Annotated in this window: 25 protein-coding genes and 5 pseudogenes; 17 read left to right on the top strand and 13 right to left on the bottom strand. The window is 61.0% G+C overall.

Annotated features, from left to right (window positions below; genetic code table 11):
• Positions 1–96: 96 nt before the first annotated feature.
• Entirely contained in the window at positions 97–1,620 is a 1,524-nt protein-coding gene (locus G5S42_RS45715) for a TniQ family protein (protein WP_176106341.1), read from the bottom strand.
• Positions 1,621–1,753: 133 nt separating this feature from the next.
• On the opposite strand from G5S42_RS45715, the gene G5S42_RS08400 reads away from it, so the two are divergent.
• A protein-coding gene (locus G5S42_RS08400; protein WP_176105867.1) for an IS5 family transposase occupies positions 1,754–2,565 on the top strand; the annotation gives its coding sequence in 2 pieces (ribosomal slippage) (positions 1,754–2,102 and positions 2,102–2,565; 813 coding nt in all).
• Here G5S42_RS08400 and G5S42_RS08395 read toward each other — a convergent pair.
• The 4 genes and pseudogenes from G5S42_RS08395 to G5S42_RS45710 all read right to left on the bottom strand — a co-directional run.
• The gene (locus tag G5S42_RS08395; RefSeq protein WP_176106340.1) at positions 2,554–3,990 is read right to left on the bottom strand and encodes an AAA family ATPase; all 1,437 of its coding nucleotides are present in this window, start codon (positions 3,988–3,990) and stop codon (positions 2,554–2,556) included. The genes G5S42_RS08400 and G5S42_RS08395 overlap by 12 nt on opposite strands.
• Positions 3,987–6,155, bottom strand: coding sequence for a TnsB C-terminal domain-containing protein (locus G5S42_RS08390; RefSeq protein ID WP_176106339.1), 2,169 nt, complete (start codon positions 6,153–6,155; stop codon positions 3,987–3,989). The genes G5S42_RS08395 and G5S42_RS08390 overlap by 4 nt, the downstream gene beginning before the upstream one ends.
• An 83-nt stretch (positions 6,156–6,238) precedes the next feature.
• Positions 6,239–6,452 (bottom strand): annotated as a pseudogene (locus tag G5S42_RS08385) (IS256 family transposase); the annotation flags it as partial.
• Positions 6,446–6,571, bottom strand: a pseudogene (locus G5S42_RS45710) (IS256 family transposase); the annotation flags it as partial. The pseudogenes G5S42_RS45710 and G5S42_RS08385, both read right to left, overlap by 7 nt.
• 719 nt (positions 6,572–7,290) lie before the next feature.
• Here G5S42_RS45710 and G5S42_RS44170 point away from each other — a divergent pair.
• Positions 7,291–7,419 (top strand): annotated as a pseudogene (locus tag G5S42_RS44170) (type VI secretion system baseplate subunit TssG); the annotation flags it as partial.
• A 26-nt stretch (positions 7,420–7,445) separates the two neighbouring features.
• Positions 7,446–7,967: a type VI secretion system lipoprotein TssJ gene (gene tssJ, locus G5S42_RS08375; protein ID WP_176106337.1), complete on the top strand. Its 522-nt coding sequence runs from the start codon at positions 7,446–7,448 to the stop codon at positions 7,965–7,967.
• 13 nt (positions 7,968–7,980) lie between these two features.
• Here tssJ and G5S42_RS08370 read toward each other — a convergent pair whose 3' ends face one another.
• Complete coding sequence (locus G5S42_RS08370) at positions 7,981–8,574, bottom strand: ParB-like protein (protein ID WP_176106336.1); 594 nt, start codon at positions 8,572–8,574, stop codon at positions 7,981–7,983.
• A gap of 86 nt (positions 8,575–8,660) precedes the next feature.
• A complete protein-coding gene (locus G5S42_RS44165) occupies positions 8,661–8,798 on the bottom strand; it encodes a hypothetical protein (RefSeq protein WP_246391870.1) in 138 nt (45 codons plus the stop codon).
• A gap of 177 nt (positions 8,799–8,975) precedes the next feature.
• On the opposite strand from G5S42_RS44165, the gene G5S42_RS08360 reads away from it, so the two are divergent.
• The 11 genes from G5S42_RS08360 (at position 8,976) to G5S42_RS08310 (ending at position 17,035) form a co-directional block, all read left to right on the top strand.
• A complete protein-coding gene (locus G5S42_RS08360; RefSeq protein ID WP_176106335.1) occupies positions 8,976–9,554 on the top strand; it encodes a DUF8082 domain-containing protein in 579 nt (192 codons plus the stop codon).
• A complete protein-coding gene (locus G5S42_RS08355) occupies positions 9,551–9,745 on the top strand; it encodes a DUF8082 domain-containing protein (protein ID WP_176106334.1) in 195 nt (64 codons plus the stop codon). Before G5S42_RS08360 ends, G5S42_RS08355 begins: the two co-directional genes overlap by 4 nt.
• A 41-nt stretch (positions 9,746–9,786) precedes the next feature.
• Positions 9,787–10,566 (top strand): glucose 1-dehydrogenase, encoded by a 780-nt coding sequence (locus G5S42_RS08350; RefSeq protein ID WP_176106333.1) that lies wholly within the window; start codon positions 9,787–9,789, stop codon positions 10,564–10,566.
• A gap of 260 nt (positions 10,567–10,826) precedes the next feature.
• On the top strand, positions 10,827–11,582 hold the full coding sequence (locus G5S42_RS08345; protein ID WP_176106332.1) for a hypothetical protein: 756 nt from the start codon (positions 10,827–10,829) through the stop codon (positions 11,580–11,582).
• A gap of 130 nt (positions 11,583–11,712) precedes the next feature.
• On the top strand, positions 11,713–12,033 hold the full coding sequence (locus tag G5S42_RS08340) for a DUF4148 domain-containing protein (protein ID WP_176106331.1): 321 nt from the start codon (positions 11,713–11,715) through the stop codon (positions 12,031–12,033).
• A 135-nt stretch (positions 12,034–12,168) separates the two neighbouring features.
• Positions 12,169–13,119 carry a ketopantoate reductase family protein gene (locus tag G5S42_RS08335; RefSeq protein WP_176106330.1) on the top strand — a complete coding sequence of 317 codons (951 nt, stop codon included), beginning with the start codon at positions 12,169–12,171 and terminating at the stop codon, positions 13,117–13,119.
• The gene (locus G5S42_RS08330; protein WP_176106329.1) at positions 13,116–13,508 is read left to right on the top strand and encodes a VOC family protein; all 393 of its coding nucleotides are present in this window, start codon (positions 13,116–13,118) and stop codon (positions 13,506–13,508) included. Before G5S42_RS08335 ends, G5S42_RS08330 begins: the two co-directional genes overlap by 4 nt.
• Positions 13,509–13,511: 3 nt before the next feature.
• Positions 13,512–13,973 (top strand): MaoC family dehydratase, encoded by a 462-nt coding sequence (locus tag G5S42_RS08325; RefSeq protein ID WP_176106328.1) that lies wholly within the window; start codon positions 13,512–13,514, stop codon positions 13,971–13,973.
• The gene (locus tag G5S42_RS08320) at positions 13,973–15,193 is read left to right on the top strand and encodes a CaiB/BaiF CoA transferase family protein (RefSeq protein WP_176106327.1); all 1,221 of its coding nucleotides are present in this window, start codon (positions 13,973–13,975) and stop codon (positions 15,191–15,193) included. The genes G5S42_RS08325 and G5S42_RS08320 overlap by 1 nt, the downstream gene beginning before the upstream one ends.
• Complete coding sequence (gene aroE, locus G5S42_RS08315; protein ID WP_176106326.1) at positions 15,193–16,026, top strand: shikimate dehydrogenase; 834 nt, start codon at positions 15,193–15,195, stop codon at positions 16,024–16,026. The genes G5S42_RS08320 and aroE overlap by 1 nt, the downstream gene beginning before the upstream one ends.
• Before the next feature lie 97 nt (positions 16,027–16,123).
• Entirely contained in the window at positions 16,124–17,035 is a 912-nt protein-coding gene (locus G5S42_RS08310) for a LysR family transcriptional regulator (RefSeq protein ID WP_176106325.1), read from the top strand.
• Here G5S42_RS08310 and G5S42_RS08305 read toward each other — a convergent pair.
• From G5S42_RS08305 to G5S42_RS08285, 5 genes are all read right to left on the bottom strand, one after another.
• Complete coding sequence (locus tag G5S42_RS08305; protein ID WP_312883542.1) at positions 17,016–17,609, bottom strand: EAL domain-containing protein; 594 nt, start codon at positions 17,607–17,609, stop codon at positions 17,016–17,018. The two genes, G5S42_RS08310 and G5S42_RS08305, sit on opposite strands and share 20 nt — an antisense overlap.
• A gap of 148 nt (positions 17,610–17,757) precedes the next feature.
• The gene (locus G5S42_RS08300) at positions 17,758–19,119 is read right to left on the bottom strand and encodes a metallophosphoesterase family protein (RefSeq protein WP_176106324.1); all 1,362 of its coding nucleotides are present in this window, start codon (positions 19,117–19,119) and stop codon (positions 17,758–17,760) included.
• A gap of 214 nt (positions 19,120–19,333) precedes the next feature.
• Positions 19,334–20,626 (bottom strand): NRAMP family divalent metal transporter, encoded by a 1,293-nt coding sequence (locus tag G5S42_RS08295; protein WP_176106323.1) that lies wholly within the window; start codon positions 20,624–20,626, stop codon positions 19,334–19,336.
• Positions 20,627–20,793: 167 nt separating this feature from the next.
• Complete coding sequence (locus tag G5S42_RS08290; RefSeq protein ID WP_246391868.1) at positions 20,794–21,486, bottom strand: PleD family two-component system response regulator; 693 nt, start codon at positions 21,484–21,486, stop codon at positions 20,794–20,796.
• Between the two features lie 15 nt (positions 21,487–21,501).
• The gene (locus G5S42_RS08285) at positions 21,502–22,335 is read right to left on the bottom strand and encodes a class II glutamine amidotransferase (RefSeq protein ID WP_176106322.1); all 834 of its coding nucleotides are present in this window, start codon (positions 22,333–22,335) and stop codon (positions 21,502–21,504) included.
• Between the two features lie 248 nt (positions 22,336–22,583).
• Here G5S42_RS08285 and G5S42_RS08280 point away from each other — a divergent pair.
• From G5S42_RS08280 to G5S42_RS08275, 3 genes and pseudogenes are all read left to right on the top strand, one after another.
• A pseudogene (locus G5S42_RS08280) lies at positions 22,584–22,812 on the top strand (nitrate reductase); the annotation flags it as partial.
• Positions 22,806–22,976, top strand: a pseudogene (locus G5S42_RS44160) (MFS transporter); the annotation flags it as partial. The pseudogenes G5S42_RS08280 and G5S42_RS44160, both read left to right, overlap by 7 nt.
• A gap of 86 nt (positions 22,977–23,062) precedes the next feature.
• On the top strand, positions 23,063–23,734 hold the full coding sequence (locus G5S42_RS08275; protein WP_176106321.1) for a SagB/ThcOx family dehydrogenase: 672 nt from the start codon (positions 23,063–23,065) through the stop codon (positions 23,732–23,734).
• Between the two features lie 45 nt (positions 23,735–23,779).
• Here G5S42_RS08275 and G5S42_RS08270 read toward each other — a convergent pair whose 3' ends face one another.
• On the bottom strand, positions 23,780–24,091 hold the full coding sequence (locus G5S42_RS08270; protein WP_176106320.1) for a hypothetical protein: 312 nt from the start codon (positions 24,089–24,091) through the stop codon (positions 23,780–23,782).
• Positions 24,092–24,181 lie beyond the last annotated feature (90 nt).

Raw genomic sequence — 24,181 nt, 5'->3', positions numbered from 1 at the left:
CCAGCGTCGCAATCTCCAGACAGCCGTCGCCTGAGATATACGCGATCATCCCGCAGTGAAGGGACGGTTAGGGCTCTGGTCTGAGGAAAGTGCTTTTTAAGCCAATGCGGATCTTTCAGCCGAACGACCCAATATGATATTCCTGAGCCATAGGACGGTGCTCTCAACGGCGCCTCGGACTTCCGGCGCAAAAGGGCCGCTTTCGCCTGGGCGAGGTCGGGTACACGCTTCCTGTAGAAATTTGTCGGCGGCAACGTCGAACGATGCCTGATGCCGATCAGAGCGACGCTTGCTTTTGTCGGTGGGTCCGGCGCGCAGCGTATGGTCGCTTAGTTGATCTAGCCATTCCCGGTCCCGGACTCGCGCCCGCTGTGCGGCACTACAGTGCCGCACTAGGCTCACCGCGTAGCTGGAAGGGCTCGTTGCCGCGACTCGAGCGAGATGGTGTCGGATGGCCGCGCGGTCCGCAGTCACGGATGGAAGCGGGCGACATTTGCTCTGCGGGAACCGTTGCGCAAACCACTCGGGGGCACAAATTCGCACTATCCAGTAATGGATGCCGAAATGCGACGGAGAGGTGTGCGGTGAACGGTTCGTCAGTTCGGACAGGATGTCGCACGCTCGCCCGACGCTTGTCGCCATGCGTAGCGATGTTGGTTCGGGCGCGGTCGTCTGTTCTGGTGCCTTGGTACGCGCCGCGCCCCGGGCCGCTGTCTTAAAGTCGATCCCTAACGCTGCGAGAAGGGCGCAGCATGCAGGCGCTCGCATTCCGTCGACTGATTTATTCTCCTCCAGCAACAGCCATGGATCTCTAATCAGCGTATTTGAGCCGGCTTCCGTTTCGTCGCCCCACGCGTCAAAGAGACATGTTATTGCGCTTGTTCCGTGCAGCTTGGATTGAAGGAATGCGCGCATCTGTTTGCGATCCCATGTTGTGCAGTGGTTGGCAAGTGCGTCGAGGCTGACCGCTGCGTGTCGCACCTGCAGCGCAGTGGGCGTAATCGTTTCCCTGTCTTGCGAGAGGGCGAACCCGCAGGGGCAGGTAAGGCGCGGCAATGGACTGCGACCATTCATGTCCGGGAAAAAAGCACGTCCACACCGGGGGCAGGCGGAACGCAGCGCAACAAGGTGCATGGGACAGTACCTTACCAGGGGTAGCTGATGGAATCGATGCCAGTAGGGTTCGCCGAAATTCGAGAGGTCGGTGACGAGACAAGCAGGACAGTACCGGAGGCCATTGACAGGCATGCTTCGTACTAGTCCAAGTCGCTGCACTGTGCGTCGTGGCTTTCCATAGGCACCGCAGAGCAGAGGAAGTGCAGACGTGCCCTGCAGAACGCCGGAACCGGGTGACGAACCATCAAATGAGAGCCAGTATGGGAAGGTCGTGAGATGTAGCAGGGACGCTTCGAAAGTCGTCCCGAGGGACGTCAATAAAGATCCAAGCTCCGGTGAATAATCGGGCCCATCTGTGATCTGTCCGCCTGGTGCGGATGTGTAGCCCGCGGATCGGCGCAGGTCTTGCCAGGCCCACTCCCCATTTAAAAGGCGGAGGCGTTCCAGCCAAGACCCGAGAATCCCGTCAGGCAGGGGCGGTGGACGGAAGGGAAGGCTAAACATGACGGAGTCAATTCGTTGGGGATGCGAGCGGATTCTCTACTGGGAATAAGAAACCTTAACAAAATGAACAAAGGGGCTGTTTACTCTCGATGAATCCTGTTAACCTTTTCATTGTTTCGACGACGAAAAGGACATGGCTAAACCCATACTCGACGACGAACTTTGGGCACTCATTGAACCGTTACTGCCCCCTCCCAAACCAAGGCGAAGCCGTTATCCTGGGCGCAGGCCGCTCGATGATCGTGCGCTGCTCACTGGCATCCTATTCATCCTTCAGACAGGCCTGCGCTGGGACCTGCTGCCACGCGAGATGGGCTGCGGCAGCGGCATGAGTTGCTGGCGCCGTCTGCGGGACTGGCAGGCTGCTGGCGTCTGGGACCGACTGCATGAAGTCCTGCTCGCCAGGCTGCGCGCGGCTGACCAGATTGACTGGTCGCGTGTCGTCGTCGATTCCTCCTCGATCCGCGCCGTGGGCGCAGGTCAAAAACGGGACCGAATCCCACGGACCGCGCGCGACCCGGTTCAAAGCACCACCTCATCACCGAAGCGCAGGGCATCCCGCTCGCGGTAATTCTCACGGGCGCCAACCGTAACGATGTTACCCAGCTTCACCCACTGGTTGACGCCATCCCACCCATTGCTGGCAAGCGTGGCCGGCCGCTTTCGAAGCCCCGCATTGTTCAAGGCGATCGGGGCTACGATCACGACAAATACCGCCGTCCGCTACACGCAGCCGGCATCGCGACTGAAATCGCCCGACGCGGCGAGCCCCACGGCAGCGGACTGGGCAAAACACGCTGGGTGGTCGAGCGCACCATTTCGTGGCTTCATAACTTTCGACGACTGCGCATCCGCTTCGAACGTCTTGCATTCATCCATGAAGCCTTCATGAAAATTGCCTGCTGCATCATCTGCTGGCGAAAGCTGAAGAACTCATTTTGTTAACGCCTCTAAGTCCGACGGGTTTCTCCGGGTGGCCGTTCGCGGTCCTCCCGGTCGGCGCTTAGCAGGAGTTGGCGAGGCTTCCGATGCGAGGTCGTCGAACTCCTCCACCCCGGTGTCGGTATCCGCGCCGAGTGGAAACTCGCCAATTGAATCAAGCAGCGCCTGCACCTTGGGATCACGGAAAGTGAGGTCTTCGAATTTATTAAGGCGATCTGGGTCACCGGAAAGAAGTGCGCTCACGGCCGGTTGAAGTATCGCCATGTCAGTACCCATCACGCGGCGAAAACCATCGGCGTCGACGTGCTCAACGCCGCCGATCGCATTGCGCTGTGCGATCTGGAAAGCGGCGACGGCAAACCCTGTATCTCCGGCAGAGACCTCAAACCAGGCCTTCAATGTATCCTTGGTCAATCGCGCGTGCTTTTTCGTGTACGTGTACTGCCAATGAACATGGCAAAAGTCACACCATTCCGCGCTATTCCTGATCATCGGTGTCAGGGATACACTTCCCGTCGTTACTGTCTTTCTGGCATTGCGGACATCCTGCAGCAGGACCATGCCGATGGCGGGCGTCGCGAGCACGAGAAGGCTGATTCCGAGCCTTTCGATGATGGTGCCAAAAAGGTTCAAGGTGTACTCTGCATTCGCCCCCCTTGCGGCACCAAGGTTCTGCAACTCATCTATCGCCATTAGTGATAGCGACACGGCTGTTGCCACAGTTCGCATCAATTCGACCATGGGTGCGATGTTGCGGATCGTGCGTGCTTTCTCAGCGTTCTTGCTGCCTGTAATCCGGTCAATCTCGACAACGAATCCTATGCACAGACTCTTCAGCGTTGCGTCATGTGGAATGCGAAGAACAATATAGACAACCTGAAGGGCAACGAGCGATTTTCCGTGGTAGTGTTTATGGTGTATCGCCTCGGGGTAGTGCAACAATATGGCATCAAGAAATGTCGTCTTGCCCATCCCGGTGATACCGAAGATACCGTAGCCCTTTGCCGACGACTTCCAGTTTGCCGGAAAGGGCACTCCGTCGTCACCCGCCGCAATTGCGTGTCGACGCTGCATGTCGACACTAGTAACCGGATTCCGCGCGACATAGGATTCCCGAATCATGGTCGTTATTGCGAGAGCCGCCTTCGCGTAGTCGGTAAATGGATAGACCACATCACCTATCGTGCTGAGTTCCATCAGACGGACGATTTCAGGTGAGTTGCGGGTGGCACGTGTCGGTTTCGGTGGGTTGTTTTCCAACTTGGCGAGAAGGGCGTTGCGATCCGGGTCAAGGGGCGGGAGCGCCTCGATAAACGGATTGCCATCAAAGCGAACGACTCCCGTTTTGTGATACTTTGCGTCTACAATAACGGGCGGCCTGTCTCGGTCAGAGAGGAACTGGAATTTGTCTTCTGCGCGAACGGTCATTTGCGCCTCCTGCGCTCTTGAACCTTGGACAATAAAGCTTCCTTTTCCTGCTGCTCAATCTTTTTCCAGGCAGAATCCTTGCTTGTACTTGCGTGAATCGAAGCACCGGCATTTTGGGAGTATCGGCGCGTGAGCCGCCTCTTGACATCAGCGGAATCACTGGCGGCCGCCTGGCCGCCTTTCGCAGGTCTCCCGCCACGCTTCCTGCTCGTCTGTTCGGCGACCGCGGCACCCACGCGTGATCGAGTTGCTTCATGCTCGGAAGATGCCCAAAGTTCTGACTCAATGCGCGACAGCGCCTCCTCCTCATCCAGTGCCAAACCACGTATTTCGTTTGCCGCACTAATTTTTATTCTGAATTTGGCCCATGGCTCCCGGCTCGAAGGAACAAACACCTCTCGCGGAAAGGTTTTGTCAACGCGAACAGAGACGGACTTGCCGCGTTTGGTTGAATTAAGAGCTATGACCTTTGCAGCAGTGTTGACAGGCTGATAGGACCTGTTTCGGTAGCGGAGTTTTCGCTCCGTGATCGTGGCGGTATCGGTGCCGAGAAGGAGCCGCTGATAGTCCGCGTCGGGCAGGGGCGGAACCCGCATGCCCGTGATGTTTTCAAGCCCCCATAGATAGGCGGCCTGCGGCGTGGGCACGACGCCTGCTTGCGTGAGGTCCTTGTTGCGTCTCAGCGAGCGATGTGGTCTGTTATTGTGCTCGACTACAAGCTCAATCAGGATCCGGTAAGCATCCGACAGAGTGTAGATTGCAGCAGTTTCTGCCTTAAGCGCCGCAGCTTTGGTCTCTCGATCTATTGGTCGATTGGCGTAGGCCCCCTGGTTGCTGGCCATCCTTTTTTTGAGTGTCCTGATAAGGCGCTCAACGATGGCTTTTCCGTCTGGGCACCGCGGTGGAAGAATCTGCAGTTCGATCCGGAGGTCATCTGCAATCGCCTGCTTGGCGGAGGCGCAGACTTGGTCGGGTCCTCGATCTTCGCAGATACACGCGCTCATTCGTCCGCGAGGCCAGCGTCGCTCGTCGACGTCGACATCAAGATCCGAAAAGCGCGATTCCCTGTCAGTGAACATAATAAGCAACAGGTAGCGCAACTCTTCATAGGAAGGGGGGCGTAGCGAAAGATAAACTGCGGGTATGTATCGGCTCCATCTGTCGATTGCCAGATAGATTGTCGGTTTACCGACGCAAACAGTTGGGGACTTTCTTGAGACAAGATGAATCCGTCCGCGCGTTGAGTCGATTTCGGTTATCTCGCCAGGACCGATCGCGACCAGTCCGCTCTCATAATTCCGCCCGTCCTCAACTGAGCCAGCCGCGAGATCACGTATAAACTGAAACGCCTCGTCTGTGTAATAGCGGAGTTGCCTGAGGGTCACTGGTACCTGTCTCAATTTTTCAACATATTCCGCCATGATATGCGGGTTTCGGGCACGGAACTCATTTGCAAGGTAATCGACGTGAATCTTGGAGAGGCTATGCCCATCCCGATTCTTTTCCAGCGCGAACCTGTGGAGCATGTCGGCAATATCGTCACTGGATACTACGAAGTCGTTTACGCCAAGGGTCGACGTGTTCGCCGATTTTCTGCCTCTCCTGGCCGGTTTTTTTGCGAGGGACGAGGTGGTAGCGGCGTTGTCGGACTGCCTTTCATAGAGCGGCGATGGTCCATACGGTAAGGGGAGCAGTGCAGATTTGATGCTGCCAAAATAATAGTAGCGAAGCAGGAGTTTTCTGAGCGTTACTTCGCTCATTTGTATCAGCTCTGCACGACGGCTGATGTGTCGAGTGAAAAAGTACCTGTTAAGGTTCTTTTCCTGTTTGAAGGCGCAAACCAAGGGCTCGATAATGGCCCAAGAGTGCTCCAGTTCACGGTCCTTTTCGGAGTCTTTCGCGGGAGTGTCGCTGAGTGCGGCAGGTAGAGCGACACGTCCCCAGCAGGAGTTGGCTTCGCCGGCAAGTTTCTCGATATCGGCACGGTCGACTCGCCGCGGTCGACGCGCGGTCCGGACCTCTACAGGCTCGCCGATGCGCATCACGTAAACGCAAGTCCGGAATACATGAGTGACTCGGAGGTACTGAAATTCAGGTGCAGTCCCGCTACGCAACACAAGTCCAGCGGCAAGCGCCGGATTCCGTTCGACTTTGAAGTCAATCATGAGCTCTCTGTCGCAGTACGAGTGGGAGATTGCGAGCGAGATAAGGTCAAGTCTGGTGTATGGGCCGTTGATAGCGGGCGACGTCAAGCGGCGAGTTTCTGCTGACCCGGTTGATCGTCTTGCACCGGCTCGCCGTCCTGGAAGGCAATGCCCTCCAGCAACAGCTGGATCTGTTCGGGGCCGTTGATGCGGCGCCAGGTTTTCTCGGCATTCCTCGATCAGCTTGAATGCCAGACCGAGGAAGGTCGGTCGCGACACGCAGTTGCGTGTACGCGTAGTACGGTGGCGCACCGTCGCTCATCGGCCCATTGCGCCTTCAGACGGCTCACCACATTGGCCGACAAGCCTTTGGCGTCCTCACCCAGCAGCACGCTCAGCGCTTCGCTCATGTCGCCCGTCGAGATGCCTTTCAGATAAAATGTTTTTTCGACCAGGTCTTCAAGCAGGACGTTCGTGGCGTACTCCTTTAGAAAGCGTTCAGAAAAACGCTTCGCGATCGCAGCATTCGGTGTGTAGCGGTGGACGTACCATGTTCGTACGAATCGAAGTGTATCGACGACGGTTTGTGAGATTGCGGAGCTGTCGACCAATGCCCACACAACTCCTCTTTCGTTGCACCACGCCTGTCTGATCATCAGCAGGCTCTGCTCTCGTACGTCGAGGCTCTTCTCAGCGTGCAATAGGTTGACCGCTTTGTATGCCTTCTCAGAACGCTGTTCCGTTATCAGGAAGTCGAAAGTGAGCGGTTCAGGTACACCGCGTCGGCATGGGTGAGCGACGCCGAACTGATACGCGAGCTGCAGCGTCCGGCTGAGATCGAGAATCGGCCACCGCTCCCTGATGTCTTTGATGGTTCGCTGGCGCTCTAGCAGATAGAAAAGTGTGACTGATGCAGCGTCAGTCAATTCATAGTTGCGGCTGACACGAATCCCATGCACTACCCTTCCCGTGCCACTTGTCGGCAAGTCTTGAAGCTCACGCCACGCCCTGTAGTTCGCGCCTTCCCCAATGCCCATCCCCTTGCGAATGCAGGAACGGATATAAGGCGGGTATAGGGCCGGGTCATTCGGCCAGTCCATAATGCATACAGCATAGTTGTTTTGACGAAAATATCCACGACTTTAGGAAACCAGCGCCCGCGCCGCGCCTCGGCTGGACGACCGTGCTGCCCGCCGCGAGAGAGCGCCTGATCAACGTCGCGCTCGGGGTTTATCAAGCGTTTCCGAAGCCCGCGGCCAATCCATACCTGACTCGATCCGCGTGATGAACAACGCGCCCAAAGGACTATCGATGAATCTTCGTTCTACCGTTTCCACGGTTGCGGCCGTTGCGCTGCTGTCCGCCTGCGGCGCATGGCAATCCATGTCGGACGCGTCGTCGAGCGCGTATCACGCGGTGTTTTTCAAGCGGATCAAGGTGCTCGACGTCGATCTGTCCGCGCGCGAAGCGCTGAACCCCGACGACGCCGGTCGCGCGACATCGGTCGCGGTGCGCGTGTATCAGTTGAAGGACCGTAAGGTGTTCGATGGCGCGTCGTACGAGGATCTGCTGAAGAACGACCGCACGCTGCTCGCGCAGGATTTGCAGGCGAGCATGGCATCGGTGCTGAATCCGGGGGCGTCGGCGAGCCTGTCGCAACCGATGCAGGCCGATACGAACTATGTGGCGATCGTCGCGTTTTATCGCAATCCCGGCAACGGGGATGGCTGGAAGTATGTGATCGAGAAGAAAAAGCTCGACGCGGACAAGCCGTTGAAGATCTCGTTGATGGATCAGTTTCTGGTGACGGCGGGCAATCTGGCCCACGATTGAGTGAGCCACCGGCTCAATCCTTTCGACCGAGATAGCCCGGCAGTCCCAATGCCCGGTCGCTCTTTGCCAGCTTCAAGGCTTCCTTGAGCAAAGCCGAGAACTTTTCGTCGTTATCGGGCCGCGGCAACATCGCGCGAAAGAAGTCGGACCAGCGAAATTCTTCCAGCGGGACATTGGTTTTTTCATAGCCGCCGGCATCGCGGACCGCCGCCGCGAGGCTTCGGTATTCATCGTCCTTCATTTCCCACACGTGCCTGGCCAATTCGGCAAACGGCCGGCGCACCCCTTGCGCGTCATACGGAAAGGTCCATCGTTCGTTTTCCATGCTGAGCCAGAACGACGCCCACGTGTACGAGGAAAGATCCCGCACCAGCACGACCGGAACCGAGCGCACGCCAACCTGCCACAGCGCCGCCGCCACATGGTGATGATCGATGGCGAACGGTATGCCGTTCGGTCCGCAGACGACCGGTATCGGCTTTTCGGCAATGGCCATTTGCAGGTCATGGGCGCTCAGCGATCGGTATTGGCGGGCTTTTTCCCGGACCTCGCGCGCGCCGTGGGTGATCTGCGTCGGACGCAGATCTTCGATTTGCCGCGTGTCCATGTCGGTCTCCGTGTCGGGATGCGATCACGCGGATTCCGCAAAATTCATGCCGCAGCACGAAGCGTCGCTCGCGTTCCGCCAGACGTCTACGGCGCGTCGTCCACGCACAGCACCGGATCGCTGACCAGACAATCCGCATCGGATGCGCCAGGTGCTCCGCCGCGCGTTTTCAACGACGTCTGCTGCGCGGCGATGCGCAAGCCTTTGGGCAGCAGCACCCACATGCGCAGCCGCTCTTTGGTGCGGCTCGCCTGGGTCTGCGCGGTTTGACCGAAGCCGTAGAAATAGTCCGCTCTGACCGCGCCCTGAATCGCGCATGAAAACGAGTCTCGCCGAAGCGCTGCGGATGCTGGGGGCGTAAGCTGGCGTGATCGGCCAGGCGCCTCTCGATCGGAACCCGCATGAGCGATCCGGTATTTGCCAATCCGAGTAGGCGTTGCTTCGCGATGCTCGTCAAGGCACTTGCGAGGCGGCCAGAAGACCGCTTCGGTTCGGCCGCGGAATGGCTCGCGAGCTTGAGGTCGTTGGCCGTCTCACCCGCCGCGGCCGACGATGACCGGACTATCGTGACGCCCTCCGCGTATTGGTCCGCGTCCGCAGCCTTGCCAGCGCATGCGACGGGCGGCAGCAACCCGCCGATGCCTGTGCCTTCGGCGCCGCGCAACTGGCCCCCTGAGATGCTCGCGCGCATCGAACGCCAACTCGCGATCCACATGGGCCCGCTCGCGAGCCTGCTGGTGCGACGCGCGGCCACCCAGGCGAACGACCTGCCAGCGCTCGGCGCGCAACTGGCGGCGGTGTTGCCCGACACGGCGCGGCTCGATTCGAGCAGGCCTTCGCGCGGCCGACGGCGGGCTCGCCCGATATGTCGATGGTCGCGTCGTCATCGCCGGGCTCAGGCCTCGCGGTGGCTCCGGCTGCGGCGAAGGTATCGGCTGTATCGCCCGCGAGCGCCGCAGGTAGGGCGCCGGGCAGTGTGATCGAGCAGGCCAGCATCGATGCCGTCGCCGTTAAACTGGCCGTCTATGTGGGGCCGAACGCGAAGATGATTGCCAGTCGCGAGGCGCGGCATGCCGCAAGTTTCGACGAGTTCGTTCAACGGGTCGAAGCTTGCATCAGCGGCGCCGCGCAGCGCCGCCGGTTCCGGCACGATCTCGATTCATCGGGTTAGCTTCACGAATCGAAAGCTGCTACATCGAATCCAAAAGGGGGATGAAGTTGAACCACAGTCTGCAGATGTTCGACCTGAGCGGGCGTCGCGCGCTCGTTACCGGATCGAGTACCGGTATCGGTTATGCGTTGGCACAAGGGCTGGCAGGAGCTGGTGCGGAAGTCGTGCTGAACGGCCGCAACGAAGCGAGGCTGGCGGAAGCGGTCAGCCGCCTGCGCGACGCAGGCGCGATCGTGCATGGGCGATGTTTCGACGTGACGGCTCCGGAGGCGGTGGAAGCGGCGGTGGCGCAGATCGAAAGCGAGATCGGCGCGATCGATATTCTCGTGAACAACGCCGGCATGCAGCGGCGCGCGCCGCTCGAGCAGTTCTCCCACGCGCAATGGGAACAGCTGATGAAGACCAATGTGGATAGCGTGTTTCTGGTCGGGCAGGCGGTCGCGCGCTACATGATCGCGCGCAAGCGTGGCAAGATCATCAACATCTGCTCGGTGCAAAGCGAACTCGGCCGGCCCAATATCGCCGCCTATACCGCGAGCAAAGGCGCCGTGAAAATGTTGACGAAAGGCATGGCGATCGATTGGGGCCAGTATGGCATTCAGGTCAATGGCCTCGGCCCCGGCTACATCAGGACGGAACTGACCGACGCGCTCGTCAACGATGAAGCGTTCAGCAACTGGCTGGTCAATCGCACGCCTTCGCGACGTTGGGGCGATGTGCAGGATCTGGTCGGCGCGGCGATCTTTCTCGCGAGCAGCGCGTCGGACTTCGTCAACGGTCATGTTCTTTATGTCGATGGTGGGGTGACGGCGACGCTTTGACTGGCTTTCAGGCCGCCGCCGCAGAGGCCTGCAAGCCTCCCCGGCACCACCTTCACGGCATGCAGGTCGGGTATGCGGTGTCGGGCGATGTCGCGCGCAACGCGTGATAGGGCGATGATGCGGCGAATCGAATCGGGAATAAGCACCGCATCTCGGTGGTCTTGCAGGTAAGACTGACATCGGATGGGTGATCAAATGAACCTGATCGACGAGGCGGCGTTTGCCCCGCACGTGACATACGGCATCAACGGGACGTTCGCATGACGTTGCGGATGCAAGCCGCTCTGCGGCGATTGCAACTCGGCTCCGGCGTGGTGTTGCTGGTCTATCTCTTTCTCCATCTGCTCAATCACGCACTCGGAATCTGGTCGCTCGAACTCGCCGGACGCGGTCTGGTTCTGGCGCTGCGGCTCTGGCGCAGCGCGCCTGGAACGATCGCGTTATACGGAGCGGCTGCGCTGCATTTCGTGCTGGCGATGCGAACGATTTATGCGCGCCGTCACTGGGCGTTGCCTCCGGCGGAGTGGGTGCGTCTGTGGGCAGGACTCAGCCTGCCGCTGCTGCTGATCCGTCATGCGGTGACGACCCGGCTCGCGTCCACGCTCTATGGCTTCGAACCGGACTACGAGCGTGTCGTGATCCAGTTGCTGACGACCGGTACGCAGGGTTTGCAGCTTGCGCTGCTCGCGCCCGGATGGATACACGGATGCCTCGGACTATGGTTTCGCTTGCGTCACATGCGATGGGCGCTTCGCATGAAGCCGGTGCTGTTGACATCGGTCATCGTGCTGCCATTGCTGTCCGCCGCAGGCTTTGTCCGGATGATGCGAGCCGTCGAAGCGAAGCGGGCAGTCCTTCCAACTCCCGATCCGAAACTGATTGCGCATCAGCTTGCGCTGAACGCATGGCGTCACGATCTCGTGGCCTTGTATCTGGCTCTGATCGTCGGCGCGTTCGTCGCAGGTCAATTGCGCAATGGGATCGAACGTCGGAAATTGCGTGGTAGTTCTATTTAGAAAGACCGGGAATATCCGACGAGAAAACTCCGTCTACCGGATGTGCATCGCGTAACACTCACGATCTGACGAGACGGTCCGAAGTGAATACGGATGCGCGAATACATTCTCAGGTCAAAAGGAGCACATCATGAAATCGGAATCGTTGAGTCAATACGCGGTTTACTCGCTACTGAGCTGCGTGTTCGCCGGTGCGATGATGATGGCGGGCTGCACAAGCGCGGAGGCGCAAACTGTATCGGAGCCCGAGCCGCATCAACTCACGCGCGCGGAGGTTATGCACGAACTCGAGGAGCTGGAAGCGGCGGGATACAACCCGTCGATGGGCGATGATGGTTCGTATCCCGCCGATATTCAGGCCGCGGAAGCGAAGGTGGCCGCGATGCATCGAGCGGACAGAGCCGCGGCGATGAACGCGGGACAGAGCGGTCAGACGGTCCGCACGCATTGAGGGGAAAGACTGGAACGTTGATCCACCTCCGCTGGCGTACCGTAACATTAAAATTTGCAATGACCCTATTGCGTTCATTGAATTGCCAGCATGAGATAGGAATCGTATCTTCGTCTCTAAATCACGGAGACATCTATGAAGATCGCATTCCTGGGAGCCGGCGCGTTGGGTTGCGCGATCGGCTCCGCGCTGACTGAAGGCGGCCATCAGACGTGGCTGGTCGACCGCTTCGCGGCGCACGTCGAGGCCATGCGCCGCGACGGCCTGCTAGTCGACGATGCCAACGGCTCACGCCGCGTAAAAGTCCGCGCGACGATGAACCCCGCCGAAGTCGGGCCGGTGGACCTCGTCATCGTGCTGGTCAAGTCCTTCCACACCGATTCGGCAATGCGCGGCGCGCTCGATCTCGTCGGACCCGACACGCTCGTGTTGTCGCTGCAAAACGGCCTCGGCCATGAAGACGTGCTCGGCGAAATCGTCGGCCGGGAGCGCGTGCTGGCGGGCAAGACCTATGTGGGCGGCGTGCTGAAGGCGCCCGGGCACATCCAGTCGGGCGTGAACGGAAAGCTGACCATCGTCGGCGAGCTCGATGGCCGGGTCACCGACCGGGTCCGCGCCATCGCCGACGCGTTCAACAGTGCGGGGCTGACGACCACGATCAGCGACAACATCCTCGGCACCATGTGGGACAAGTTGCTGATCAACGTCGCGACGGGCGCGATCACCGGCATCACCGGTCTGACGTATGGGCAACTGTACGAGGAGCCCGTTCTGAAAGCCGCCGCGTTGGCGGCGATCGAAGAAGCGATGGCAGTCGCGAAGGCCGCCGGCATCCGTCTTTCGATCACGAAAGCGGAACAAGCCTGGACGCTCGCGGCCGAAGGACTCTCGCCCGCGTTCAAGACCTCGATGCTGCAGAGCCTCGAAAAAGGCTCGGTCACGGAAATCGACTTCATCAACGGAGCGGTCGTGCGGTGGGGCGAGCGCCTCGGCGTGCCGACGCCGGTCAATTCGACGCTGGTCGCGTGCATCAAGGGCATCGAGCGCGCGATGACCGACCGTCAGCGAGAAGGAGCGACGGCATGAGCGGCGCGAAAGCCTATCTGGAGCACGTCGCCATCTGGGTGACGGACATCCACTGGCATATCCGCTTCTTCGAACAGGTCTTCGGCATGACCATGCGCGAGGTGGATGGCACGCGCGACGAGCCGCGTCAGTACTGGACGCTCGGTGGACTGCAGTTCATCAGTGATCCGCGCTACGAAGGTCCCGAGGGCCGGCTCGCGCATCTCGGCGTGATGTGCGAGGACATCGAGGCTTCGCTCGCCGCGGCGCAAGCGTTCGGCGTAAGTCAAATGCCGCAAGGGCGCAACTGGCTGCGCCTGCCGGATGGACTCGCGGTCGAACTGATTCAGGCCAAACCCGCCACGTGCGTTGCGCGGGCGCTGGCGATCAATCCACGCGCGGAGGCGTAAAGCATGAGCACGATCATCGAAAAGTACTGGGACGATGCGAACGAAGGCGACGAGTGCGTGAGCCCGACCTATACCGTCACCAAAGAACGCATTCTCGCTTACGCCGATCTGACCGGCGATCACACTCCCGTGCACGTCGACGAGGAATATGCGAACGCGAGCCACTTCGGTTCGATCGTCGCGCACGGGCTGTTCGGCCTGTCGATCGCGGATGGCCTGAAGACGCAGAGCGACTATCGCTTCCTGCCAGGCATGTCGCTCGGCTGGACGTGGGATTTCCTGCTGCCGATCAAGGTCAACGACGTGCTTCACGTCAAGTTCCGCGTCGGCAACATGCGCGCGAGCAACAGCCGTCCGGACTGGGGCATCGTCGTGCTGCTGTCCGAGCTGATCAATCAGGACGGCCTGGTCGTCCAGCGCGGCGAACATCGGCTGATGGTGCCACGCCGTCCGGGAGCGAACTGATGCAAGCCCGCCCCCTCGAAGGTATTCGCGTCGTCGACTACAGCCACTTTCTTGCTGGTCCGTACGTGGGCCGCTGCCTCGCGGCGCTCGGCGCCGAAGTGATCAAGGTGGAGCGTCCCGGCAGCGGCGATGCCGGCCGGCAGCACGCGACCATCCTCGACGACCAGCAAAGCGCCTACTTCCTGCAATTGAACATGGGCAAGCGCGGCGTCAGCGTCGACATGAAAGATTCGCGCGGCAAGGAGTTCATGCGGCGTCTGTGCGATTCGGCCGATGTGTTCATCGAAAACTATCGGCCGGGTGCGCTCGACAAGCTGGGCCTCGGCTATGCCGCGTTGTCCGAACGCAATCCGGGTCTCGTGTACTGCTCGATTTCGGCGTACGGTCACACCGGGCCCGACGCGCATCGCGCGGGCTTCGGTCTGATCGCCGAGGCGAAGAGCGGCATCATGCAGATGGTCGGCAGTCCCGGCGAACCGCCGCCGCTGATGCGCATTTCGCTCGGCGATATGTACACGGGCATTCACGCGGTCGCCGCGATCAACGCCGCCTTGCTCGGCCGCGTGAAGAGCGGTCGCGGCCAGCATATCGACATGGCGTTGTACGACACGCTGGTGTCGATGCACGAATACGCGGTGCAGTGCTACACGATGCAGGGCGTGCTGCCCGAGCAGACGGGGCACGACATGCCGACGTCGACGCTGTACGGCGTGTTCCGCGCGGCCGACGGCGATCTCGTGATCGCCGCGCAGGTCGACGATGCGTGGAAGCGGTTTGCTTCGCTCGTCGAACAGCACGGCGGTCCGGCCGGCTTCGGCACCGATGCGAGGTTCCACAGCCTGAACGGACGCAACGCCCATCGCGACGAAATCCTCGCGGTCGTGAAGCCGTGGGTTGCGGCGCGGCCGGTCGCCGGCGTGCTGGCGCTGCTCGATGGCGTCGACGTGCCTTGCGCAAAAGTGCAGCGCATCGATGAAGTGGTCAACGATCCGCAGATCGTCGCGCGTGGCATGGTGATCGAGCAAGACCATCCGCGCTTCGGAAAGCTGCGCCTGCCTAACCTGCCGTTCCGCTTCTCTGACTGCGACACGTCGATCCGCGAAGTCGGCCCGGATCTCGGTCAGCACAACGCGCAAGTCGCGCAGTCGTTGGGCTTCAGCGCCGCGGAAATCGACGCGATGCAGACCCAGGGCGTGCTGTTTTCGAAGAGGAGTGCGTGATGAGCGACCAATACGCGGTGATCGGCAATCCGATCGGCCACACGAAATCTCCGCTGATTCACGGTCTGTTTGCGCAGGCGACCGGACAAGACATCAGCTACTCGGCGATCCAGGGTCCAATCGAGCCCGCCGATGCTTTCGCCGAGACCGTCAAGACGTTCATCGCCGCGGGCGGCAGAGGCATGAACGTCACCGCGCCTTTCAAGATGCAGGCGTTCGCGATTGCCGACGAGCGCAGCGAACGGGCCACGCTCGCCGGCGCCGTGAACGCGCTGAAGTTCGAAAACGGCCGGATCATTGCGGAGAACTTCGACGGCGTCGGTCTCGTGCGCGATATCGAAGTGAACCTCGCTCAGCCGATGGCGGGCAAGCGCGTGCTCGTGCTGGGTGCGGGCGGAGCGGTGCGTGGCGCGTTGCTGCCGTTCATCGCGGCGCGTCCGGCGCAACTGGTCGTCGTGAATCGGGATGTGCGCAAGGCAGAGGCGTTGGTCGCGCAAGTCGCGAGCAGCCGCCCATTGATCGCATGCGGCTACCGGGAACTCGACGGGATGGGGCAGTTCGACCTCGTCGTGAACGCAACATCGGCGAGCCTGACCGGTCAGTTGCCTGCGGTTCCCCCGGACGTGTTCAGCCGAGCAGGAACCGCGTACGAACTCGCGTATGGAAAGGGGCTCACGCCGTTCCTGCGGCTCGCGCGAAATGCGGGCGTGCAGGGCATCGCCGACGGCGTCGGCATGCTCGTCGAGCAGGCTGCCGAAGCGTTCGAGTGGTGGCGCGGCGTTCGACCGCAGACGCAAGCGATCATCGACCGGCTGACCGTTCCGCTCATTTAATGCATGCGGTGGGGCGAGGAGGCCCAGCTCACGGACGCCCGTTCATGGGGCATAGCGCAATGGATACAATGGCGATATTGCAAATGACAATACCGCCATGAGTACCACTGAGCTTCCGGACCTCAAGCTGCTTCAGCTTTTCGACCTGCTTTACGACGTGCGAAGTGTCACGCGCGCCGCTGAGCAACTCGGGCAAAGTCAGCCGACGGTCAGCATCTGGTTGGGTCGCTTGCGCGAGCATTTGCAGGACCCGTTATTCGTTCGCACGCCGGGCGGTATGACCCCCACTCCGCAGGCTGACGCGTTGATCGGACCGTGCAGGGAAATTCTCGAGTCGCTGCGCCGGTTCGCTGCGTGGGAGATATCTTTCGATCCCGCCACAGCCAAACGACGGTTTCGAATCTGCATGACTGACGCGAGCCACATTACGCTGCTGCCGCGAATGTTGGCGCATTTGCGGGCGCAGGCGCCAGGCGTTCGGCTCGAAGCGGCAAGGATCGACGGCAATACGGAGCGGGCGCTCGAATCCGGCGAGGCGGATCTTGCGATCGGGCATGTGCCCTGGCTGGGCGGCGGTATGTACCAGCAACAGCTTTATATGCAGGACTGGGTATGCCTTGCCAACCGCAATCATCCTCGCGTGCGTGCGCGGCTGAGTCTGAAGCAATACCGCAGCGAGGGGCATGTCGTCATTGCGGCTGGCACGGGCGGGCAACTGCTCGAACAGGCGTTATTGCGCGAGAACATCGAACGCGACGTCGTGCTCGAATTGCCCGGCTTCCTCGGACTAGGATCGATCATCAAGTCGACCGATCTGATTGCTACCTTGCCCCGCCACATTGGCGAGACGCTGGCGCGGGCGAATGACGTCGTGGTCCATTCGTGTCCTTTCCCGGTGGACAGGTTCGCGGTGCGCCAGCACTGGCACGCGAAATACCATCACGAAGCCGGCAATCGCTGGCTGCGCTCGGTCGTCGCGGATCTGTTTCTCAATGGGAGCAGAAGCTAGTTGCCCCGGCTGCTGCTGACGAGGGCACAGAGTATTCGCACTGAACCGGATTCTCCGCCTTCATCGGCTTCGTCAAAAAGAACCCTTGCACGAAGTCGCAGCCTGCCTCGCGCAGCGCATGCCACTGTTGATTCGTTTCGACGCCTTCGGCCGTCACTTTGATGCCGAGTTCGTGCGACATCTGGATGATGCCCCGGACGATCGACGCGGCCGCCGAGTCGCGGCCCAGCCTGGCCGTGAACGAGCGGTCGATCTTCACGATGTCCGGCGAAAAATCGGCCAGATAGCGCAGGCTCGAGTATCCGGTTCCGGAGTCGTCGATGGCGATGCGCACGCCCAGGCGCTTGAGCGCCATCAACGTTGCCTGCGCGAGTGAGGGGTATTCCATCAACGCGCTTTCGGTCAGTTCGATCTGCAGGCAGCGCGGCGGTACCCGGTGTTTTCGCAGCGCCTGGTCGACTATCGCGACCAGCGAGTCATCCCGCAGCTGACGCGCGGACACGTTCACCGACACCGACAGCTCTTTTTTGCCGGCGGCCCGTTTTCTAGGGCACGAGGCCGCTTTGAATCTCACGCTGTTCTCCGACTACCGGGTTGAGCGACGGCTCGAACGCTGCGAGCCGCCTCACTTTTACGATTACGGTAGATCTTCGCGAATCTGTAATGCGGGAAAACCAGCGGGAGCCGCGGATCGCATCGGATCGAGGCGAGTTGCGCACCTGTCAGTCTTCGCGAGGCTGGACCCGCGCGAATTGACGAATGCGCTCGGCAAGAGCGGGTATGCCCGAGTCGCGAGCGACATAGTGCGCGACCTGCCGGGTGGCCAGATCGATGGTCACCTGATCGTCGGGGGTTTTCGTGTTGGGGCCGTCGACCGCGGGATGGTATTCGATGCGCAACTGCCTCGCGTTGGCGACGAGCCGTAAATAGCCGAAGTTGCGGTCGTCGTAGCTTTCAAGGACGACCGCATCGGTGTCTTTCGACGCGGCCTGGATCAGCTGCGGCGCGCGAAGCGGCGGCTGTCCGTTGGTGGTGAGCTGCTGCACCGCGTGACCCCCGTTGCCACAAACGATGTAAGGGATGTGGGTGCCATCGGAACGGGTTCGCGTAAAGCGCTGATAGTTGTGCGCGTGTCCCGCGAGGTCCGCATGTGGCCAGATACCGACCTCATCGCAAACCGTGTCGATCTGCTGTTGCATTTCCACGCTCCAGCCGTGACGCCCGCGCGCCACATACGGCGGATGGTGATGCGCGAACAGCAGCGCGCCTCGATAGTTCTCTTTCTTCACCCGCAATAACGCCGCTTTCAGGAACTTCAGCTGACTGTTGCCGATGTCACGGTCCGCGATCACACCGGGGTCCTCGAGCGTATTGCTGTACAACGCGATGATGCGCACGAACGGCGCCTCGAACGTGAAGAAAACCCCTGGCTGAATTTGCGCGGTCCGTGAAAGGTGGCCCGCGTCGGGAGAGACCTGGAAGCAGTCGGAGCAAAAGTTCCTCAGAAACGCCTGCAGGCTTTTCTCATGCTTCAACGGCGAAACCATTCCGTCGTGGTTGCCGGCAGCGGCGAGAATCGGCGCATGGTAGTTGCGGTACGGTTCATAGAACTGATCGTAGTAGTACTGCGCCTCGCCAAAGCTGTAGACGATGTCGCCCAACAGAAAGTTGAATTGCGGCACCTCGGCGGGATCGGCTTCGTCGAAGTCGCTGACCATCTTGTCCGCGACTTCGTTCTGGGTGGCCGGACCCTTCGTACTGCCGCAATCGCCGGTGGCGTGAAAGACGATCTGTCCACTCTGGCTAATCGTATCGATGAGCTGCTGGTTGTTGTTCACCACCTCCGCAAACGTCAGCCGGGGCTCGGTGCCGCCGCGCGGCGGCGGAAACGGCAGCGCCTTCAGCTTGTGCTCGCGGTTCAGTTCGTCGATGACCTTGTAGGCCGCGGTATCGGATGCGTGCCTGACCACGAAGGTTTGCGGGTCCGGCGTGGGCTGCGGCTGCGAGAAAACCGGCGCGGCGAGAATCCTGCCACTGCGGTTGCCGCGTGAGGGTGACGATTCGTCTGAACGCTTCTTCGGCATGTGCAATCCTCCTTGGTCGTCGATCGGGAGCGGCCACGCGGTTGTCGGCAAACCGTCAGCATGTGACGGCACTGTCGATGGCCAGATGCACCGTTCAGACGAACGTATAACCAGGAAGTTCAGATGCGGCTGCCGTTGCGCAACCCGTACGGCGCGAATTGCTAAGCATGGTTTTCCCGTACGAAAACCGGGTTCGTGGTGAACACGCGTCTGGTTACGACGGCACGAACACGCCAACCGCCGCCAGCGCCATCGCGAGCGTTGCGAGCCATCCTCCCCACGCCAGCACGCCCTTGACGGCGAACTGTCCCATGACCCGCCGACTTCGCGCGATCAGCATCATGACGACCATGATCGGCACCGCGGTAACGCCATTGATCACCGCGCTCCAGTACAGCGCGCGGATCGGGTCGAAATGCATAAAGGTGATAGCCACACCGCCGACGATGGCCAGTGCGATCACCGCATAAAATTCGCGCGCGAGCGTCAGATGCAACGCCAGACTGCTGCGCCAGCGAAAGCTGCCCGCGGCGGCGTAGGCCGCCGAGCCGGCTAGAACCGGCAGTGCGAGCAGGCCGGTGCCGATGATGCCGAGCGCAAACAGGACGTAAGCAAAACGCCCGGCAAACGGCTCGAGCGCTCGCGCGGCATCGGCCGAGGTTTTTACTTCGATGTGGTGCAGATGCAGCGTAGCCGCCGCAGTCAACATGATGAAAAATGCAACGAAGTTCGACACCCCCATGCCGACCCACGTGTCGAAGCGGATTCTTCGCAACTGCGCCGGCGCCTGGTGCGGCACGCGGCGCAGCGGCGCCTGTTCAGGTGCCGAGCGCATTTCTTCGACTTCCTGCGACGCCTGCCAGAAGAATAGATACGGACTGATCGTCGTACCCAGCACCGCGACGATCATGGTCAGATAGTCCGACGTCAGCGAGATGCGCGGCAACACAATCGCGCGCGCGACTTCGCCCCAAGGGATGGGCACGATGAGAGCGACCGCGACGTACGCAAGAAGCGATACGGCGGTCCACTTCAGAATCCGCGCATAGCTATCGTATGGGACAAAAATCTGCAGGATGACCGAGAACGTCCCGAGGCCGACGACATAAAGGTGCTGCGGACCTGGGAGCAGCAGTCCGGCCGCGGCGCCCATCGCCGATAGGTCTGCGGCGATGTTGATCACGTTTGCCACGACGAGCAGGGCAACCGCGCCGTACAGCAGCCACGCCGGATAATGCGCGCGGATGTTCGACGCGAGGCCCTTGCCGGTCACCCGGCCAATCTGCGCGCTCACCAGCTGGATTGCGGTCATCAACGGATACGTGATCAGGATCACCCACAGAAGGTTGAACCCGAACTGCGCGCCGGCCTGCGAATAAGTGCCGATGCCGGATGGATCGTCGTCGGCCGCGCCCGTAATCAGGCCGGGGCCCAGGCGTCTGATCCAGGATCGCTCGACGGGGTCGCGTACGGCGGATTCCGGCTCGATCAGTTTATCGTCGTTCATATATATGTCACCTCGCCGCCACATTTAGCAAATTGCGGGCCCGGGGTGTTCGGGGCGGCGTTGCGCGGCTTCGGCAAGCAGATGCGAAGCGCGGCTTCGGTGAAAGTGCGCGGAATGCGAGCTTCTATAGGGGAGGAACGAACCTTGGGCCGTGCCGACGGACACCGTCACCCATGATGCGCTGGAGCCTTCGTCTGCAACTGGATCAAGTCGATTGCGTAAAGCAATTCTTCGAGCACGATGGGCTTGGCAACGACGGCATCGACCTTGCCAGCGAAACTGACCGCGTCTTCCGGCCGCGCCAGCGCAATGATGTGCGGCTTATCGGTGCTTGTATCGAAGCTCTCCACGAACCACAACGCTGTCGTAATCGAATTGACGGGAACGTCGAGGATGATCAATTGGCGCGACGGCTCGAGCCATATTTCATGCCAATGGTCGAAACCGAGCGCTTTGGAGCGCCCATATCCCTTTACATTGAGCAGAACCCGCAGAGAATCCCGGACCGCCTTGTCGTGCCCAACGATGACGACCGCGCCGATGCATTGTGATGGTCTCTTCACTGCGTGGGCCGTCGCGGCCCGCAGTTGCCACTGACAGCGCTGCCATTGCACCCGGGACAATTCGTAGTCGCGCTGCGCTTTCGACAGCGCATTCAGCGATGTTGCCGGGTTACTTCTCAACTGTTGCAGATCGCGAGTCGCCTGGTCCAGTGCGGTGCAGGCAACGCAGAAGGCGAGCTTGTCTTCTGCCGTCGGTCCCGGATTCGAAGATGACACGCCGCGTTTCTCCCGAGCCGGTATGCACGTTTTGTGCCGTAGACCTTGCTCATTCCCGCAGCATAGGGCGGCAGGGCGCAAAATTCCAGGCGCGGCTCAGTCCATTCGCGGCTTGAACGCATACTGCTCGATCTCGCCGCCGCGTGCGACCACCGCCGTGCTCTCGGGAATTTCCTGCCAGATGCCCGGCAAGTCCGAGAGCGGCTCGGACAGCACGAGGAACGCATTCTCGCCGGCCGTCCTGATGCGCTCGTCGTCGGGATACAACTCGCGCAGATGGCGGAACGAGGTGCTGTGAAACAGCGAGCGCGACTGGCCTTCGCTCGAATAACGGACCGCGATGATCTGCTCGCCGTCGGTCGCGCACACGGTCATGTTCAGCGGTTCATCGACGCCATGCCGGCGGCCGGTGGCTTCGACGAAGCCGACCATCCGCTCGAGCGCGGTGACGGGCGTGAGCTCCAGCCCGAAAGTCAGCGCCAGAAAAAACAGCACCTCGGAATCGGTCGAGCCCTCGATGGACGGGAACAGATCGGGGTCGATCTGCACCATCAGATCGCGGCGCACCTTCGGGTAGTTGCGCACCAGCCCGTTGTGCGCGAACAGCCAGCGGCCGTGGCGGAACGGATGACAGTTGGTTTCCTGCGACGGCGTGTCGGTCGCCGCGCGTATATGAGCAACGAATAGCGGCGAATGGATCGCCCGGGCGGCCTCGCGTAGATTGCGGTCGCTCCATGCGGGCTGAATGCAGCGGTAGCGAAACGGAATGTCGGTGGGATGGCCATACCAGCCGATCCCGAAGCCGTCGCCATTGGTGGTGGTGGCGCCGAGCCGCGAATGCATGCTCTGATCGATCAGCGAATGCCGGGCGTTGAACAGCACGGTTTCGAGCTGAAGCGGATTGCCGGTATAAGCGAGCCAGCGGCACATGATTGGCCTCCTGTCGGTTGCGCATGACAAACCTACACCACCGCACGGGCGGCGTTTGTAGGACCAAAGTCCGATTGAGGGAGACTTGATGCATGTCACCATAGACAAAGACGTTGCGCGCTAAGGTGCGTCCGTGCCGGGCATCAAGGCAGCCCTCCATGCACGAAGCGGACGTCATCCGCAGTTTGTCCGTTTCAAATCCCTTTCGCGACCTCGCGCCGACCTAATCCGATAGAGGCAGGACGCACATGAGCCATTTGCTGGACAGGTTACGTTACTTTACGGCCCCCCGTCCGCAGTTTTCGGATGGTCACGGTGCTGTCGCAGATGAAGACCCGGCAATGGGAGGACGCTTACCGCAAACGCTGGCAGCACGACAAGATAGTTCGTTCCACTCATGGAGTGAACTGCACGGGGTCCTGCTCATGGAAGATCTATGTGAAGGGCGGCATCGTCACGTGGGAAACGCAGCAGACGGCCTTGGCGGATTCCTGCTGCCGATTATCTTCGGCATCCTGCTGGATTTTTTCAGGGTGCGTTCCACCTGCTTCATGTTCCTGTACGGGATCGTCTGGGTTTCGCTGATCTTGATCTATCTGTCGGAAGTGCGGCGTACACCGGTCGCGGGTTCCGTGGCCTAGCCGTGTTCGCCAACGCGCAGCACTGAGATTCGCGCAGGCTGCAGGCTCTGCCAGCCAGCCTGCTTTTTTGCTGATGGAGGTGACCGATGAAACGCCGTGAACTGTTGGTTGCGCTGGCCGCAGGCGCGCTCGCCGAGGGTTCTACCAGCCTGGCGCAGGGCGCCCAGGCGAAATTCACCGATCAGATCGAGTTGCCCAAGCCCAACCTCACAGGCACGGTGTCCCTCGAGGAAGCCATCGCGAAGCGCAGGTCCGTGCGCCGATTCGCGTCGAAGCCGCTGCCCGTCGAAGTCATCGGCCAATTGATGTGGGCGGGGCAGGGCATCACCAGCTCGGACGGTAAGCGCGCGGCTCCGGCGGCCGGCGCTTTGTATGCGCTCGAACTTTACGTGGTGACCGCCGCGGAGGTGATGCACTATCTGCCGGAAGGCCATCGGGCCGAGAAGCGCGCCAGCCACGACCTGCGCCCCGCACTGCGAGCGCTTGCGGTCAACCAGGCGTCGGTCGAGGCGGCCCCGGCCTTGCTCGTGGTGGCCGCCGACCCCAGCAGGCTCACCGCGAGATATGGCGGGAGAGCCAATCTGTATGCCGATCTCGAGGTCGGGCATTCGACCCAGAACATGCTGCTGCAGATCGTCACGCTGGGGCTAGTCGCCGTGCCCGTGGGCGCCGTCGACGGGGCTCCGGCGGCGCGCAAGCTCGGGCTGCCTCACGGCCAGACCGTCCTCTATCTGATCCCGGTAGGCTATCCGGCCTGAGTCGTTCGGAGAGGCACGATCAGTTCGATCAAACCTTCGCGAGTTTTACGGTCTCCAGCGTCGGGCGATGATCGGCCAACGCCTGGGGCTGCACTCGCTTTGTTGCACGACCGGCAGTAGCGTATCGACACAGTCCAGCGCGTCCGTCAAGCGCCCGAGCACGATCAGCGAGCGCGCCGCATCGAGACGACCGTGAAACATCGCGTCGCGCGGTCCGGCCCGTTCCACCATATCGATGAGCTGCCCCATCTCGGCCTTCACGCGCGCGCGGTCGATAGGCCAGTGGCGGTCAATCCAGTTCCGAAGTGCCCGAACCAGCACCACACAATCGTCGTACTCACACTGCAAGCTATCCATTGCCACCCTCAGCCGTATCCCGGGTCGGCCTGACCGAGCCGTTCATTGGGGGAACAAACCATCCCCATCTCGCCCGCATCTATGTGTCAA

This window comes from Paraburkholderia youngii, assembly GCF_013366925.1.
GTDB lineage: Bacteria > Pseudomonadota > Gammaproteobacteria > Burkholderiales > Burkholderiaceae > Paraburkholderia > Paraburkholderia youngii.
The sequence above is the reverse complement of the archived record's forward strand: the minus strand, read 5'-3'. Positions and strand labels throughout refer to the sequence as shown.

Coding starts and splice junctions, on each gene's coding strand:
- G5S42_RS45715 (WP_176106341.1), bottom strand. CDS start 1,620: ATGTTTAGCCTTCCCTTCCGTCCACCGCCCCTGCCTGACGGGATTCTC.
- G5S42_RS08395 (WP_176106340.1), bottom strand. CDS start 3,990: ATGACCGTTCGCGCAGAAGACAAATTCCAGTTCCTCTCTGACCGAGAC.
- G5S42_RS08390 (WP_176106339.1), bottom strand. CDS start 6,155: ATGATTGACTTCAAAGTCGAACGGAATCCGGCGCTTGCCGCTGGACTT.
- tssJ (WP_176106337.1), top strand. CDS start 7,446: ATGAATCTTCGTTCTACCGTTTCCACGGTTGCGGCCGTTGCGCTGCTG.
- G5S42_RS08370 (WP_176106336.1), bottom strand. CDS start 8,574: ATGGACACGCGGCAAATCGAAGATCTGCGTCCGACGCAGATCACCCAC.
- G5S42_RS44165 (WP_246391870.1), bottom strand. CDS start 8,798: ATGTGGGTGCTGCTGCCCAAAGGCTTGCGCATCGCCGCGCAGCAGACG.
- G5S42_RS08360 (WP_176106335.1), top strand. CDS start 8,976: ATGAGCGATCCGGTATTTGCCAATCCGAGTAGGCGTTGCTTCGCGATG.
- G5S42_RS08350 (WP_176106333.1), top strand. CDS start 9,787: ATGAAGTTGAACCACAGTCTGCAGATGTTCGACCTGAGCGGGCGTCGC.
- G5S42_RS08345 (WP_176106332.1), top strand. CDS start 10,827: ATGACGTTGCGGATGCAAGCCGCTCTGCGGCGATTGCAACTCGGCTCC.
- G5S42_RS08340 (WP_176106331.1), top strand. CDS start 11,713: ATGAAATCGGAATCGTTGAGTCAATACGCGGTTTACTCGCTACTGAGC.
- G5S42_RS08335 (WP_176106330.1), top strand. CDS start 12,169: ATGAAGATCGCATTCCTGGGAGCCGGCGCGTTGGGTTGCGCGATCGGC.
- G5S42_RS08330 (WP_176106329.1), top strand. CDS start 13,116: ATGAGCGGCGCGAAAGCCTATCTGGAGCACGTCGCCATCTGGGTGACG.
- G5S42_RS08325 (WP_176106328.1), top strand. CDS start 13,512: ATGAGCACGATCATCGAAAAGTACTGGGACGATGCGAACGAAGGCGAC.
- G5S42_RS08320 (WP_176106327.1), top strand. CDS start 13,973: ATGCAAGCCCGCCCCCTCGAAGGTATTCGCGTCGTCGACTACAGCCAC.
- aroE (WP_176106326.1), top strand. CDS start 15,193: ATGAGCGACCAATACGCGGTGATCGGCAATCCGATCGGCCACACGAAA.
- G5S42_RS08310 (WP_176106325.1), top strand. CDS start 16,124: ATGAGTACCACTGAGCTTCCGGACCTCAAGCTGCTTCAGCTTTTCGAC.
- G5S42_RS08300 (WP_176106324.1), bottom strand. CDS start 19,119: ATGCCGAAGAAGCGTTCAGACGAATCGTCACCCTCACGCGGCAACCGC.
- G5S42_RS08295 (WP_176106323.1), bottom strand. CDS start 20,626: ATGAACGACGATAAACTGATCGAGCCGGAATCCGCCGTACGCGACCCC.
- G5S42_RS08285 (WP_176106322.1), bottom strand. CDS start 22,335: ATGTGCCGCTGGCTCGCTTATACCGGCAATCCGCTTCAGCTCGAAACC.
- G5S42_RS08275 (WP_176106321.1), top strand. CDS start 23,063: ATGAAACGCCGTGAACTGTTGGTTGCGCTGGCCGCAGGCGCGCTCGCC.
- G5S42_RS08270 (WP_176106320.1), bottom strand. CDS start 24,091: ATGGATAGCTTGCAGTGTGAGTACGACGATTGTGTGGTGCTGGTTCGG.